The 14,128-nt window shown below is 65.9% G+C and carries 15 protein-coding genes; all 15 read left to right on the forward strand.

Features of this window, described 5'->3' with window-relative positions; all coding sequences use genetic code 11:
- The first annotated feature begins 10 nt into the window (after window positions 1-10).
- The 15 genes from Cocul_RS01105 to Cocul_RS01170 all read left to right on the forward strand — a co-directional run bounded on the left by Cocul_RS01105 (window position 11) and on the right by Cocul_RS01170 (window position 14,127).
- The gene (locus Cocul_RS01105; RefSeq protein WP_055121475.1) at window positions 11-799 is read left to right on the forward strand and encodes a TetR/AcrR family transcriptional regulator; all 789 of its coding nucleotides are present in this window, start codon (window positions 11-13) and stop codon (window positions 797-799) included.
- A 279-nt stretch (window positions 800-1,078) separates the two neighbouring features.
- A complete protein-coding gene (locus Cocul_RS12715; protein ID WP_245622063.1) occupies window positions 1,079-1,324 on the forward strand; it encodes an AAA family ATPase in 246 nt (81 codons plus the stop codon).
- Window positions 1,296-2,393 (forward strand): replication-associated recombination protein A, encoded by a 1,098-nt coding sequence (locus tag Cocul_RS01110; RefSeq protein WP_245622064.1) that lies wholly within the window; start codon window positions 1,296-1,298, stop codon window positions 2,391-2,393. Before Cocul_RS12715 ends, Cocul_RS01110 begins: the two co-directional genes overlap by 29 nt.
- A 199-nt stretch (window positions 2,394-2,592) precedes the next feature.
- Window positions 2,593-3,276, forward strand: a complete 684-nt coding sequence (locus tag Cocul_RS01115) for a hypothetical protein (RefSeq protein WP_055121476.1) — start codon at window positions 2,593-2,595, stop codon at window positions 3,274-3,276.
- A gap of 24 nt (window positions 3,277-3,300) precedes the next feature.
- Window positions 3,301-4,590, forward strand: coding sequence for a radical SAM family heme chaperone HemW (gene hemW / locus Cocul_RS01120; protein WP_055121477.1), 1,290 nt, complete (start codon window positions 3,301-3,303; stop codon window positions 4,588-4,590).
- 198 nt (window positions 4,591-4,788) lie between these two features.
- The gene (gene hrcA / locus Cocul_RS01125; RefSeq protein ID WP_055121478.1) at window positions 4,789-5,817 is read left to right on the forward strand and encodes a heat-inducible transcriptional repressor HrcA; all 1,029 of its coding nucleotides are present in this window, start codon (window positions 4,789-4,791) and stop codon (window positions 5,815-5,817) included.
- Window positions 5,818-5,876: 59 nt separating this feature from the next.
- Entirely contained in the window at window positions 5,877-7,013 is a 1,137-nt protein-coding gene (gene dnaJ / locus Cocul_RS01130; RefSeq protein WP_055121479.1) for a molecular chaperone DnaJ, read from the forward strand.
- 19 nt (window positions 7,014-7,032) lie between these two features.
- A complete protein-coding gene (locus Cocul_RS01135; protein ID WP_055121480.1) occupies window positions 7,033-7,788 on the forward strand; it encodes a 16S rRNA (uracil(1498)-N(3))-methyltransferase in 756 nt (251 codons plus the stop codon).
- 44 nt (window positions 7,789-7,832) lie between these two features.
- Window positions 7,833-8,789 (forward strand): PhoH family protein, encoded by a 957-nt coding sequence (locus Cocul_RS01140; RefSeq protein ID WP_150114345.1) that lies wholly within the window; start codon window positions 7,833-7,835, stop codon window positions 8,787-8,789.
- A complete protein-coding gene (gene ybeY, locus Cocul_RS01145) occupies window positions 8,786-9,388 on the forward strand; it encodes an rRNA maturation RNase YbeY (RefSeq protein ID WP_055121482.1) in 603 nt (200 codons plus the stop codon). Before Cocul_RS01140 ends, ybeY begins: the two co-directional genes overlap by 4 nt.
- Window positions 9,385-10,746 carry a hemolysin family protein gene (locus Cocul_RS01150; RefSeq protein ID WP_055121483.1) on the forward strand — a complete coding sequence of 454 codons (1,362 nt, stop codon included), beginning with the start codon at window positions 9,385-9,387 and terminating at the stop codon, window positions 10,744-10,746. Before ybeY ends, Cocul_RS01150 begins: the two co-directional genes overlap by 4 nt.
- Window positions 10,747-10,751: 5 nt before the next feature.
- The gene (gene pdxY / locus Cocul_RS01155; protein WP_055121484.1) at window positions 10,752-11,600 is read left to right on the forward strand and encodes a pyridoxal kinase PdxY; all 849 of its coding nucleotides are present in this window, start codon (window positions 10,752-10,754) and stop codon (window positions 11,598-11,600) included.
- A gap of 60 nt (window positions 11,601-11,660) precedes the next feature.
- Entirely contained in the window at window positions 11,661-12,578 is a 918-nt protein-coding gene (gene era / locus Cocul_RS01160; RefSeq protein WP_055121485.1) for a GTPase Era, read from the forward strand.
- Window positions 12,579-13,313, forward strand: a complete 735-nt coding sequence (recO, locus tag Cocul_RS01165) for a DNA repair protein RecO (RefSeq protein ID WP_055121486.1) — start codon at window positions 12,579-12,581, stop codon at window positions 13,311-13,313.
- A 70-nt stretch (window positions 13,314-13,383) separates the two neighbouring features.
- Complete coding sequence (locus tag Cocul_RS01170; RefSeq protein WP_425388764.1) at window positions 13,384-14,127, forward strand: isoprenyl transferase; 744 nt, start codon at window positions 13,384-13,386, stop codon at window positions 14,125-14,127.
- Window position 14,128 lies beyond the last annotated feature (1 nt).

The raw sequence follows: 14,128 nt of genomic DNA on the forward strand, positions 1-14,128 counted from the left end.
GTAGCTAGAAATGGTAGAAACGAGCAAGCCGGGAGCTATGATGCAGGAAGAAGAGCGGGAATCGCCAGCCACGCGGCGGCGTCGGCTGGCGTTCCAGCGGCGACAGAAAGATTTTCTTCGTATCGCTCTTGCAAAATTTAAGGAATCGGGGATTGAGTCTTTTACCCTCACCGGTTTGGCTGCGGAGAGCGATTACTCAAAAGGTACCTGGTATAATCATTTTGGTTCAATCAGTGATGTGATCGTGGCTATCGCCACGGAAAATGCGATGCAGCAGCAGCAATACTTTAGGGAAATTTTTTCTGAAGAGAATCGGCCGCTTGACTGGAAGGTTACCTCGATCTTCCTGGACTATGTTAGTCATGCTATCACTAACCCAGAAATGTGGACCTGTGGTGTCCTGTCGAGAACTTGGGCGCGGGGGGAGGGGGACGTTTCCCTAGAGGGGATCGCGTCGCTTGATGCAGCGGAAGGTGCGAACCAAGAAATCGTGCTGCGAATGCTTCGTGAGGGTGACAGGCTTGCCGTGCGGGGGGAGGGCGCTGACGAGGCGCTGCGCCGCGCTAAGTTTGCCTTGCATACGGTGCGTGCCGCAGCGGCGGGTCTATGCGTGCTTAACGTAGTGGATAATAATTATGCATGGGCACAGGAGACTGCCTATGAGCAAACAATTACTCTGATTTTATCGACCCTGGAAACCGTGCGCCTTCCTGTGGATCGAGTGACTCCGCCGGAAAAATTATGGGAGAGCTCTCGGGGGCGTGTGCGGCGGCTTTCTTATGAATGGATAATACCATAGGAGATAATTAATGGTATTTTTATTGAACAGTGGAGGGGGTGGCTTGTTTTATGCACATGTTAATGAATTTGTTTGAGGGGGTGGTGTTCGTTCTGGATCGACGGTAGGGGTTAAGCTACACAAGAACGACGAGCGCGGTGACCCTCGCAGTAGGCGAGGAACCACGCATCGAGAACCCCGGAATTCACCCTCGCGGCGCATGAACCTTTCGACTAGGGAGCGTTAGCATCGCTGCGGTGGCCTTGGCTGCGCGCACGAACCCTGATCGGAGGAGTATTGATGATGGACACGGTGCAGCAATCGCTGTTTGAGGAAGATGATCGGTCTCGGCCGCTTGCGGATCGCCTCCGTCCACAGAGGTTAGAGGACGTTGTGGGGCAGGATCATCTTCTCGCCAGCGATGCCCCGATCGGGCGCATGGTGGTGGGGCGTCGGCTCGTGTCGATGGTGCTGTGGGGCCCGCCGGGGTGCGGAAAGACTACGATCTCGCGGCTGCTTGCCGCGCAAAACCGACCTGGCATTTGAATCCCTCTCGGCAATGTCCACCGGGGCCGCAGACCTGCGCAAGGTATTCCTGGCGGCCGAGCAGCGCCGGAAAATGGGGCAGGGCACCCTGCTCTTTGTCGATGAGATCCACCGATTTAATCGCGCCCAGCAGGATTTGTTCTTGCCCTACGTGGAAAACGGCACCATTGTGCTGGTGGGTGCCACCACGGAGAACCCGAGTTTTGAACTCAATGGCGCGTTGTTATCGCGCTGCCAGGTATTTGTGCTCAAACGCCTCGATGAGGAGGCCTTTGCCGCGCTCATAAAGCGTGCCGAGGATCTTTTAGGCGGGCCGCTTCCATTAGATGAGGAAGCCCGGGAACTGCTTATAGCGATGGCGGATGGCGATGGCCGGTACCTGCTCAACATGATCGAACAGGTGCAGGGGCTTCCGCGTCCTGTGGAGAGGGCCGCGCTTGCGGCGGCGGTGCACAAGCGCGCTCCGCTGTATGACAAGTCTCAGGAGGGGCATTACAACCTTATCTCCGCATTGCATAAGGCCATGCGGGGCTCTGACCCGGACGCTGCTCTGTATTGGCTTTCCCGCATGCTCATCGGGGGAGAGGATCCTCTGTTTATCGCCCGGCGCATTACCCGTTTTGCCAATGAGGATATCGGCCTGGCGGACCCGCATGCGGTGCAGCAGGCGCTGGCCGCCTGGGACGTGTATGAGCGCCTCGGTTCCCCGGAAGGGGAACTGGCCCTGGCGCAGGCTGTGGTGTATCTGGCCACGGCACCAAAATCCATCGGTGTGTACTCGGCTTTCAATAAGGCATGGAAAGCCGCCCGGAGCACGGGATCGCTCATGCCGCCGGCGCATATCCTCAATGCTCCCACCCGCCTGATGAAGGACCTCGGCTACGGCAAGGGATACCAGTACGATCCCGATACCGAGAAGGGCTTTTCCGGGGCGAATTATTTTCCCGAGGGCATGGAGCGGGAGACGTTTTACCAACCCGCCGACCTTGGATATGAACGCACGATCGGCAAGCGGCTTGAATACTGGGAGCGACTGCGCGCCGAGGCTCGTGACAACCCTCAGCGGTAGCGCCCACCCGCGGTAGGGGCGGCGTCGAAAAGCGGGTGCGGGAAGCCCCGATAGCCGGAAGACGCCCGCGCACGGCGTGCCGCGCGGAAAACGGCGCGGCGGTGTCCTAGAGTCATTCTTCGTTGCCAACCCTCAAGTAATCCTTGACCCTGCCCCGGATGAATGCCCGGATAAACCCCGAAAGGAGCAGCCAGCCATCATGCATCGCATTGCCGCCGAGCTGCGCCACCGGGAGCTCACCCAGGAGCTTTATGACATCGGGGATGAGGTGGCGGAATACATTGAGCACATCAGCCAGGCCGTCGCGGATTGGGATGCGGAACTGGTGGAGGATTGCCTCGCGGAGTTTGAGGAGATCGTGGCGGATGCCCGCGTGGATTCGCGCGTGGCGCTGGGGGAACTGATGGGCCTGCGCCAGGCGTTGACCTCGGGCCTGCGTTCCGGGAGGCTGAGCGCGCGGCCGCTGCCGAGCCCCAGCGTCCCGCCCACGCTGATCGATGCGGAATCCCTGCGCACCCGGCACCCCTTGGAGTCCTCTCCGGTGATCGTGGCGGAACTGGCCGGGGCGCTCGATGCCCGAACGAGGGCGACGCAGGACTGCCTGGCCGAGGTGGTGGAGTGGGTGTTGGCGAGCACCGACGTGGCCGCTAACGATCTTGAGGCGTTGAGCCTCCCGCACTTCTATTCCCGCGTGCGGCGGGCGGTGCACGCGGCCACGGAGGGGTGGCTCGAGTGCGTGGCCCACGCGCACCCCACCTACTCGCGGGCCAGGCGCGGCGGCAACCCCCCGGATTTCCTCGCGGAGCGGGCGCGCATCGACGCCGTGGTGGCGCGGGTGGCCCAGCGCAGGCAGCAGGCCGCGGGGTCCGGCGCGGCGAGTTAAACATCGCTGGCTAGGGTGGTGCGCATGAACCAGGACGATCCCTTTGGCGTGTATGTGCATGTGCCTTTTTGTGCCACGCGCTGCGGTTACTGCGATTTCAACACGTACACCCCCGGCGAGCTGGGCTCCTCGGCCTCGCCGGAGAGCTACCTTGACGCCCTGGAACGGGAACTTGACCTCGCCGCGCAGTCCCTCGCTCAGCGCGGCCTGGCCCGCCCGGCCCACACGGTTTTTGTGGGCGGCGGCACCCCCTCGCTGCTGGGGGCGCGGGGTTTGACCCGCCTGTTGGCGGCCGTGCGTGATTCCTTTGGCATCGCGCGCGGCGCGGAGATCACCACGGAGTCCAACCCGGAATCTACCTCCCCGGAGTTCTTCGCGGGCCTGCTCGACGCCGGATTCACCAGGGTATCCCTGGGCATGCAGTCCGCCGCGCCCCACGTGCTGGCGATCCTGGAACGCCGCCACACCCCCGGGCGCGCGGTGCAGGCGGCCAGGGAGGCCCTGGCGGCGGGCTTCGAGCACGTCAACCTGGACATGATCTACGGCACCCCCACGGAGACGGACGCAGATGTGCAGGCCACCCTGGAGGCCATCGTGGGGGCGGGGGTGGATCACGTTTCCGCCTATTCCCTCATCGTGGAGGAGGGCACGCGCATGGCGCGCAAGGTGCGCCGGGGTGAGTTGCCCGCCCCGCAGGACGACGTGCTGGCCGCGCGTTACGAGATGATTGATGCCTACCTGGCTGCTGCGGGAATGGAATGGTACGAGGTATCCAACTGGGCCCGCCCCGGAGGGCAGTGCCGCCACAACGAGATCTATTGGCGCGATGGCCAGTGGTGGGGGGCGGGGCCGGGGGCCCATTCCCACATCGCCGGCGAGCGCTTTTATCACGTGAAACACCCGGCCACTTATGCTCGCGCGGTGGCCGAGGGCCGGTTGCCGATTAAGGAGAGAGAACGGCTGAGCGCGCAGGAGCGGCACACCGAGCGCCTCATGCTGGGGCTGCGCATGCGCCGCGGGGTGCCCGCCGAGTGGATCGCGCCCCAGGCGTGGCCGGTGGTGGAGGATTACTGCCAACGCGGCCTGCTCCGGTGCTTCCCGGAAAAGTGCTTTCGGGAAAAAGCGGAGGGAGAGGAACTAGCGGCGCCGGAGGCTTTCGGGGAGGATAATCCCCGGGAGGGGGGGTCTTGTGCGCAAAAGGGGCAAAGGCCTCCCGCCGAGGCCGCGCAGCGCGTGGCGGTGACCGACGCCGGGAGGCTTTTTGCCGATGGGATCGTGGCCGATCTGTTGGTGGCGGAGGAACGAGCTAGGTAGAACGAGCCAAGTAGGACTAGGGCGGGCCGTGGGAGAAGCACAGGAGAATTACGTAGAATATGGCCCGTACATAATGCCGTAACGCTGCGGCGCCCCGAGGAAATGTCCGCGCAAGACTCCCCCGCGTGGAATTGCGTGGAAACGAGCGGGAATTGCCGGGCGCTACCAGGCAACGAGACTCACGGAGGTGCAAGGAACATGGCTGGGGCCACCGATCAGCGCCGCCGCGAGGTGTTGCGCGCCATCGTGGCGGACTACATCGCCTCGCAGGAGCCGGTGGGCTCCAAGGCGTTGCTGGAGAGGCATAAGCTCAACGTTTCCTCGGCTACCATTCGCAATGACATGGCGGTGCTGGAATCGGAAGGGTATATCCAGCAGCAGCACGCCAGTTCCGGGCGAATCCCCACGGAGAAGGGGTACCGGCAGTTCGTGGATTCCATTCATGAGCTCGCCCCGCTGTCCGCCCCGGAGCGCCGCGCCATCTTGAGTTTTCTGGAAGCGGGGATTGACCTGGAGGATGTGCTGCGCCGCTCCGTGCAGTTGCTCAGCCAGCTCACCCGCCAGGTGGCGATGGTGCAGTTGCCCACGCTCACGGTCTCTAAGATCAAGCATTGCGAGGTGGTGGCGCTTTCCCCGGTGCGCCTATTGCTGGTGCTCATCACGGACACCGGGCGGGTGGAACAGCGCAACGTGGCCCTGGCCGATCCGGTGAACGAGGCTCAGGTGGCTACGTTGCGCCAGACGCTTAACTCCGTGTTGGAGGGGCAGAAGTTCGCGGAGGCCTCGGTGCGGCTGAGCGATCTGATGGCGCAGGGGCCGGATGATCTGCGCGGGGTGCTCACCCGCACCTGCACCGTCTTGATCGAGACGCTGGTGGAGCAGCCCACCGATCGCCTCATTCTGGCGGGAACCTCGCATCTGACCCGCATGTCCTATGACCTCCCGGAGAACCTTCCGATGGTGCTCGACGCGCTGGAGGAGCAGGTGGTGGTGCTGCGCCTGCTTGCCGACGCCCCGGGCATGGGCTACGTCAATGTGCGCATCGGGGAGGAGAACGAAAGCGAGGAGTTCCACGGGGCGTCGGTAGTGACCACCGCTTATGGCGCGGATGGGGCCTCCCTGGGGGGCCTGGGCGTGGTGGGGCCGACGTACATGGATTACACGGGAACGATGTCTAAGGTCTCGGCGGTGGCGCGATATGTCAGCAGGGTGCTCGCGGTCAAGTAGGGGCGCTATTACACTGTTTCGGGTATGTACTGGCACCGACTAGGAAGCACTGTATAACTGTGGCTCGTGATTACTACGGCATCTTGGGCGTGAGTTCCTCGGCAACCGAGCAGGAGATTAAAAAGGCCTACCGCTCGCTCGCCCGGAAGTATCACCCGGATGTCAATCCCTCGGAGGAGGCGGCGGAGAAGTTCAAGGAGGTTTCCACCGCCTATGAGGTATTAACCGATCCAGAGAAGCGACGGATCGTGGACATGGGCGGGGATCCCCTGGCCCAGGGTGGGCAACCCGGCCCCGGCGCCGGGGGGTTCGCCGGCGGGGGCCTGGGCGATATCTTCGAGGCTTTCTTCGGCGGCGGTGCCGCCTCGCGGGGCCCGCGTTCGCGCGTGCAGCCGGGCAACGATGCCCTGCTGCGCCTAGACATCTCCCTGGAGGACGCCTACGCGGGGGTGCGCCGCGAGGTCACGGTGGACACCGCCATTCTGTGCGATCGCTGCGAGGGCTCCGGCTCGGAGTCCAAGGCCCAGGCGGTGACCTGCGAGCGCTGTCACGGCATGGGCGAGGTGCAGGAGGTACAGCGTTCCTTCCTCGGCAACGTGATGACCACCCGGGAGTGCTCCGTCTGCCACGGGTACGGCGAGATCATCCAGGATCCCTGCCACAAGTGCGACGGGGAGGGCCGGGTGCGCTCCCGCCGCGACCTGACGGTGGCCGTGCCCGCCGGCATCTCCAGCGGAATGCGGATTCGCATGTCCGGCGCGGGCGAGGTTGGTCACGGCGGCGGCCCCGCCGGCGACCTGCATGTGGAGGTCACCACCCGCGAGCACCCCGTGTTCGAGCGTGAGGGGGATGACCTGCACCTGACCCTGCGGGTGCCGATGGTGGACGCCGCCCTGGGCACCGCCGTGACCATTCAGGGTCTCGATGGCACAGAGCGCGAACTGACGATCGCCCCCGGTACCCAGCCCGCCGCGCGTCTGCGCCTGGAGGAGGCGGGCATGCCGCACCTGCGCCGCGAGGGCTACGGGGACATGCTGGCGCACATCGACGTGGTGGTGCCCACCGACCTCGACGAGCGCACCCGTTCCCTCCTGACGGAGGTGCGGGAGCACTGCCGAGACTCCGCCAAGGTGCAGCGCAGCGACGACGCCGAGGAAGGCCTGTTTAGCCGCCTGCGCAATAAGTTCCGCAAGTAGGGGCGGGGAGATACCAGCCATGTCTCTTCCCGTTTTTCTCTGCGAGGCGCTCTCCGCCGAAACTCCCCCCGGCGCCGTCCTGGTGCTCGACGGGCCCGAGGGGCGCCACGCGGTGACGGTCAAGCGCATCCGCGAGGGCGAGCGCGTGGAACTGGTGGATTCCCACGGGGTGCGCGCCGTGGCCGTGGTACGCGCGGTGGAGGCCAAGGCCCGCCTGAGCGCCGAGGTGGAAAGCATCGCCGTGGAGGGGCCACCCCGCCCCCGGGTCACGGTGGTGCAGGCGCTGCCCAAGGCCGAGCGCTCGGATCTGGCCATTGACCTCGCCACCCAGGCGGGCGCCGATGCCTTTGTGCCCTGGCAGGCGGAGCGCTGCGTGGCCCGCTGGGTGGGGCCCAAGGAGAAGAAGGGGAGGGAGAAGTGGCAGGCCGTGGCGCGGGAGTCCGCCAAGCAGGCGCGCCGCGCCCGGGTGCCCGAGGTGACGGCGCCGGTGGACACGGCGGGCCTGATCGACCTGCTGCATGACACTCCGGGGACGCGGGCGCTGTTGCTACACGAGGCGGCCGCCCGCCCGATTTCCGCGTGCGGCCTCGACGCGGATGACGTGGATCACGTGTACCTCATCGTGGGCCCCGAGGGCGGTATCGGGGAGGAGGAGGCCGAGCGGCTGCGTCGGGCGGGGGCCGTACCCGTGCGACTAGGCCCGGAGGTGCTGCGCACCGCGAGCGCGGCGATGGTGGGGCTTGCCGCCCTCGGGGTGCTCACCTCCCGCTGGTAGGCTGGTGCGCCGTGGCAGGAACGACCTCAAAGCAAAGGCCTCCCGTGGTCGCGGCGCGGGTGATCCTCGATGACGCCGCGGCCCCCTTCGTGTTAGGGGTGAACGATCAACATCTCCGGGTGCTCAGCGACCTGATCGATTGCGATTTCTTTGCCCGGGGCAACGAGGTCAGCCTCACCGGCCCCGGCCCCGAGGTGCAGCGCGCCAAGCGCGCCCTGGCGGAGATGCAGGCCACGGCGCGCCGAGGGGTGATAATAACCCCCGATAGCGTGCGGCATACCGTGGCGATCGTGACCGCCGAGGCCCCGGAGACCGCAGCCCAGCTGGCGGTGGCGGAGATCGTGGCGCGCCGGGGCAAGGTGATCCGCCCCAAGACGATGGGCCAAAAGGCCTACGTGGATGCCATCGACGCCCACACGATCACCTTTGGCATCGGCCCCGCGGGCTCGGGCAAGACATACCTGGCGATGGCCAAGGCCGTCCAGGCCCTCCAGGCCAAGGAGGTTAATCGCATTATCCTGACCCGCCCAGCCGTGGAGGCCGGGGAAAAGCTGGGCTTTCTTCCCGGCACGCTGGGGGAGAAGATTGACCCCTACCTGCGTCCCCTGCACGACGCGCTGCGGGACATGGTGGAGCCGGAGACGATTCCCAAGCTCATGGAGGCCGGGATCATCGAGGTGGCCCCGCTGGCCTACATGCGCGGGCGCACGCTGAGCAGATCCTTTGTGATCCTGGACGAGGCACAAAACACTACCTGCGAGCAGATGAAGATGTTCCTCACCCGCCTGGGCTTTGGCTCCACGATGGTGGTCACCGGAGACGTCACGCAGGTGGATCTCCCCGGCGGCCAGCGTTCCGGCCTGCGCGGGGTGCGCGAGGTGTTGCGCGGCGTGCCGGACATCTTTTTCGCGGAACTAGGCAGCGCGGACGTGGTGCGGCACGCCCTGGTGGGCAAGATCGTGGAGGCGTACGAGGAACATGAGGAAGGGCGGCGGCCATGAGCATTGAGGTTTTCAACGAGTCCGGCTATCCGGGGGTCAACGAGGAGATGCTTATCGACGTCGCCTCTTTCACCCTGGGACGCATGGACATCCACCCGGACGCGGAACTGACCATCACCATCGTGGATCTGGAAACCATCGCGGATTTGCACGTGCGGTGGATGGATCTTGAGGGGCCCACCGATGTGATGAGCTTCCCGATGGACGAGCTCACCCCCGGCCAGCGCGGGCAGCGCCCGGATGCCGCCGACCCCGGCCCGCAGATGCTGGGAGATATTGTGCTGTGCCCGGAGTTTGCCCTGCGCCAGGCCGAGGTGGCCGGCCACAGCCTCGATCATGAGCTCGCCCTGCTCACCACGCACGGCTGCCTGCACCTGCTGGGCTACGATCACGCCACGGCGGCCGAGGAACGGGAAATGTTTGCGTTGCAAAATGAGCTGCTCGCGGACTGGTACGATGATGCCGCCGCGCGCGGGGTGGAGTATCAGCCCAAGCCCAGCGGCGCGGGGGCCTTTCCCACGGCGGCGGATCGCGCGGCGCTGGATCGGCAGGTGCCGGGGGGCGGGATTCCCGCGATCGGGGAGCCCAAGGACGCATGACCTCGCTGCTTCTTGCCTGTGCCACCCTGGCGTCCCTGCTGCTGACCGGCCTGCTGAGCACCACAGAATCCGCGCTGTCCTCCATATCCCGGGCTCGGGTGGAGCAACTAGCCCAGGAGGAGCGCCCCGGGGCGCGTCGGCTGCTGGCCGTGCTGGATCGCCGGGCGGATCACATCAATCTTCTGGTGCTGCTGCGCACGCTTCTCGATGCCACGGCGGCGGTCTTTGCGGCGTCGCTCGCGTTTAGCCTTATTCCCTCCGAGGCCTGGGCCTTTGCCGCCGCCATCGGCGGGGTCACCCTGGTGAGCTTCGTGGTGGTGGGCGTGTTCTCGCGCACCGCAGGGCGGCAGAATCCGTATTCCATCTCGCTGCGGGCCGCGGTGCTGCTCGGCGTGGTGGGCACGGTGCTTGGCCCGGTGGCCCGCCTGCTCATCGCCGCGGGCAACGCCCTGGCCCCCGGGCGCGGTTTTCGCGACGGCCCGTACGCCACCGAGGTGGAATTGCGGGAGATGGTGGACATGGCCCAGGAGCACGGCGTGGTGGAGGTGGAGGAGCGCCGCATGATCCAAAACATCTTTGACCTGGCCACCACCACGGCCCGGCAGGTGATGGTGCCGCGCCCGGAGATGATCTGGATCGAGGAGAGTAAGACCGCCGGCCAGGCCACCACCTTGTGCGTGCGCTCGGGGCACTCGCGCATTCCCGTGGTGGGCGAGAACATTGATGACATTGTGGGCGTGGTGTACCTGAAGGATCTGGTGGCTCGGACATACCACATGAGCGACGGCGGGCGCTCGGTCACGGTGGCGGACGTCATGCGCGACGCCGTGTTCATCCCGGATTCCAAGCCCCTGGACGCCACCCTGCATGACATGCAGCGCGACCACAATCACCTGGCCATGCTGGTGGACGAGTACGGCGGCATCGCCGGCATGATCTCCATGGAGGACGTGCTCGAAGAGATCGTGGGTGAGATCACCGACGAGTACGACGGCACCGAGGAGGTGCCCATCGAGCAGATCGGGCCGCGCTCCTTCCGCGTGGTGGCCAGGGTTTCCCTGGATGACCTGGAGGAGGAGGTGCACGAGCAGCTGGGGGAGAAGCTCCACTTTGACGAGGAAATCCGCGATCAGGTGGACACCATCGCGGGGCTCGTGGCCTATGGCATGGGCAGGGTTCCGCTGCCCGGCTCCACCGTGGAGGTCGCGGGGCTGCGGCTGCGCACCGAGGGCGGGCACGACCGCAGGGGCCGCGTGCGGGTGCGGCACGTGGTGGTGGAGTTGCCCGGCGCCGAGGGCTCGGGCGGTGTGGACACCGAGGGCGAGGTTGGCGCAGAGGGAGCCCATACCGCACGATAGAGGGCATGAACATTCTGTCTATCCAGTCCGCCGTGGCCTACGGGCACGTGGGTAACTCCGCGGCGGTCTTTCCCCTCCAGCGCCTGGGGCACGAGGTCTGGCCGGTGTACACCGTGAACTTTTCCAATCACACCGGATACGGTGCCTGGCGTGGCCCGGTGATCCCCGCAGAACAAGTGGCCGAGGTGATCGAGGGCATGGCGGAGCGCGGAGCCCTGGCCCAGGTGGACGCCGTGCTCTCCGGGTACCAGGGCGGGGCGGACATCGCCCAGGTGATCGTGGAGACGGTGGCCCGGGTGAAGCAGGCCAACCCCCGGGCCGTGTACGCCTGCGATCCGGTGATGGGCAACGCCAAGTCCGGCTGCCACGTGGACGAGGCCATCCCGCCCCTGCTGCGCGACGTGGTGGTTCCCGCGGCGGACATCATCACCCCCAACCAGTTTGAGCTGGGCTACCTCACCGGGCGCACGGCCGATGACCTCGATTCCACCCTCGCGGCCGTGGCGGCCGCCCGCACGATGGGGCCGCGAGCCGTGCTGGTGACCTCCGTGGAGCGCCCCGATCGCCCCGAGGGCACCATCGAGATGATGGCGGTGGACGATGGCGGCGCGTGGGTGGTGCAAACCCCGCACCTGCCCTTCAAGCGCAACGGCTCGGGCGATGTGGCGGCCGCCCTGTTCACGGGGCACTACGTGGCCTCCGGCAACGCGCGCCAGGCGTTGGCGGACACGGCGTCGAGCGTGTTTGATCTGCTGCGGTTGACCTTTGAGGCGCAGAGCCCGGAGCTGGAGTTGGTGGCGGCGCAGGATTATTATGCACGGCCCCGGTGCCAGTTTGAGGTGCGGGAACTCTAGCGGCCTATATTGTTAAGAGGTACCCCGCTGCCGGTCTATACGGTCGATATAAGGAGATAGGTGAGCTTTGCAGATACGCCCGAGGGCTTTCGCTCCGGGTTCTTGAGTTTTGTGGGCCGGCCCAACACCGGCAAGTCCACCCTGACCAATGCGCTGGTGGGGGAGAAGATCGCCATCACCGCCGATCAGCCGGAAACCACCAGGCACCCCATTCGGGGGATTGTTCACCGCGAGGACGCGCAGATCGTGGTGGTGGACACCCCGGGCCTGCACCGCCCGCGCACCCTGCTCGGGGAGCGTCTCAACGCCGCGGTGAAGGATACCTACGCGGACGTGGACGTGATCGGGCTGACCATTCCGGCTAATGAGAAGATCGGCCCCGGCGATCGCTGGATCCTCGACAACGTGCGATCGGTGGCCCCGCGCACCCCGATCGTGGGGGTGGTCACCAAGATCGACGCGGTGTCCAAGGATCAGGTGGGCGCGCAGTTGCTGGCCCTGCACGACCTGCTGGGCGGGGACTCCGAGGTGGTGCCCGTCTCCGCCGCCGATGGCCTACAATTGGACGTCCTCAGCGAGGTCATCACCGCGTATCTGCCGCAGGGCCCCAAGCTCTACCCGGACGATCACGTCACCGACGATGACCGCGATACCCGCATCGCGGAGCTTATCCGTGAGGCCGCGCTGTCCGGCCTCAAGGACGAGTTGCCGCACTCCGTGGCCGTGGAGGTAGACGAGATCCTGCCCAGCCAGGAGCGTGAGGGGGTGCTCGATGTTCATGCCATCATCTACGTGGAACGCCCCGGGCAAAAGGACATCATCACCGGCTACAAGGGCCGCCGCATGGGCCGGATCATTCATCATTCCCGCAAGTCCATCGTGGAAATGCTGGGGCAGAACATCTACCTTGACCTGCGGATCAAGGTGCTCAAGAACTGGCAATCAGACCCCAAGGCCCTGGGGAGATTGGGCTTTTAGGTGCGCAGGCCCAGTTACCGCGACCGCGCCGTGGTGGTGCGCACCTATGACTTTGGCGAGGCCGACCGCGTAGTGGTGCTGCTGACCAGGGGGCACGGCCTGGTGCGCGCGGTGGCCAAGGGGGTGCGCCGCGCCAAGTCCCGCTTTGGTTCGCGCGTGCAGCTCTTTGTGCACCTCGATGTGCACCTCTACCCCGGCCGCAACCTCGCCACCCTCACCGGTGCGGATACCGTGGCTTATTATGCCTCCGGGATCATCGAGGATTACGCCCGCTACACCGCGGCCTGCGCCGTGGTGAACTGCGCGGAGCGGCTGTGCGTGGCGGAAACGGGGGAGGATCCCTTCCTCTTTGACGCGGTGGTGGATACCCTCGCCGTCATGCAGCGCGAATCCCAGCCCGAGGTGTGCCTCGATGCGTTTTTGCTGCGCGCTATGGGGCACTCCGGGTGGGCGCCAAGCCTCTTTGCCTGCGCCCAGTGCGGCGAGGCCGGCCCCCATCACGCCTTCCACCCCCGCGCGGGGGGCGCGGTATGTGTGCGTTGCCGCCCGCCGGGCTCGGCGGATATTCCCCCGGAGACGCTGCACGCCATGTGGCTTCTGCAACAGGGGCACCGCCAGGCCGCCGAGGAGATCATGCGGCGCCACGATCTCCACGAGTGGGTGCACCGGCTCACCAGCGTGCACCTGCAATATCACCTGGAGCAGCGGATTACCACGCTCCTGCCCTCGGCGTAGGGCGGCGCACGGGACTACTGGGTGCACTGGGGGCTCGTTGGGCGGCACTGCTGCGTAGAATGGCCGGGTGATCTCTGAGAACCGGAATCTTCAGCCCCCGCAGATACCGGCGCGGTTCCTGCCCCGGCACATCGCCTTGGTCATGGACGGCAACGGCCGGTGGGCGCAGCAGCGCGGCATGAAGCGCACGGAGGGCCACCGGCGCGGCGAGGCCGTGCTCATGGAGGCCGTAGACGCCTGCCTGGCGATGGGCGTGCCGTATCTCTCGGCGTACGCCTTTTCCACCGAGAACTGGCGACGCAGCGCGGAGGAGGTGCGCTTTCTCATGGGCTTCTCCCGCGATGTTCTGCGCCGCGAGCGCGACATTCTGCACGAAAAGGGCGTGCGCGTGGTGTGGGCGGGCCGCCGCCCGCGCCTGTGGCGCTCGGTGATTAGGGAACTTGAGGCCGCGGAGGAACTCACTCGCCATAACACCCGCATGACCTTGGTCATGTGCGTGAATTACGGCGGCCGCGCGGAGATTATCGACGCCACCCGCCGCATCGCCGCCGAGGTGGCGGCGGGGAGGCTGCGCCCGGAGCAGATCACGGAAAAGAGCTTTCAGCAGTGGCTCTATGATCCCGATATGCCGGACGTGGATCTCTTTTTGCGCCCGTCGGGGGAGAAGCGTACCTCGAACTTCCTGCTGTGGGAATCGGCCTATGCGGAGATGATCTATCAGGACAAACTCTTCCCGGATTTTCGCGCGGAGGATCTCTTTGCCGCCGTGGAGGAATACGCGCGCCGGGATCGTCGCTTTGGCGGAACCGCCTGAC

Source organism: Corynebacterium oculi, from assembly GCF_001412105.1.
Classification (GTDB): domain Bacteria; phylum Actinomycetota; class Actinomycetes; order Mycobacteriales; family Mycobacteriaceae; genus Corynebacterium; species Corynebacterium oculi.

What these genes read in the sequence shown, in the direction of transcription:
- Cocul_RS01105 (WP_055121475.1), top strand. Translation starts at nt 11, where the DNA reads ATGGTAGAAACGAGCAAGCCGGGAGCTATGATGCAGGAAGAAGAGCGG.
- Cocul_RS12715 (WP_245622063.1), top strand. Translation starts at nt 1,079, where the DNA reads ATGATGGACACGGTGCAGCAATCGCTGTTTGAGGAAGATGATCGGTCT.
- Cocul_RS01115 (WP_055121476.1), top strand. Translation starts at nt 2,593, where the DNA reads ATGCATCGCATTGCCGCCGAGCTGCGCCACCGGGAGCTCACCCAGGAG.
- hemW (WP_055121477.1), top strand. Translation starts at nt 3,301, where the DNA reads ATGAACCAGGACGATCCCTTTGGCGTGTATGTGCATGTGCCTTTTTGT.
- hrcA (WP_055121478.1), top strand. Translation starts at nt 4,789, where the DNA reads ATGGCTGGGGCCACCGATCAGCGCCGCCGCGAGGTGTTGCGCGCCATC.
- Cocul_RS01135 (WP_055121480.1), top strand. Translation starts at nt 7,033, where the DNA reads ATGTCTCTTCCCGTTTTTCTCTGCGAGGCGCTCTCCGCCGAAACTCCC.
- ybeY (WP_055121482.1), top strand. Translation starts at nt 8,786, where the DNA reads ATGAGCATTGAGGTTTTCAACGAGTCCGGCTATCCGGGGGTCAACGAG.
- Cocul_RS01150 (WP_055121483.1), top strand. Translation starts at nt 9,385, where the DNA reads ATGACCTCGCTGCTTCTTGCCTGTGCCACCCTGGCGTCCCTGCTGCTG.
- pdxY (WP_055121484.1), top strand. Translation starts at nt 10,752, where the DNA reads ATGAACATTCTGTCTATCCAGTCCGCCGTGGCCTACGGGCACGTGGGT.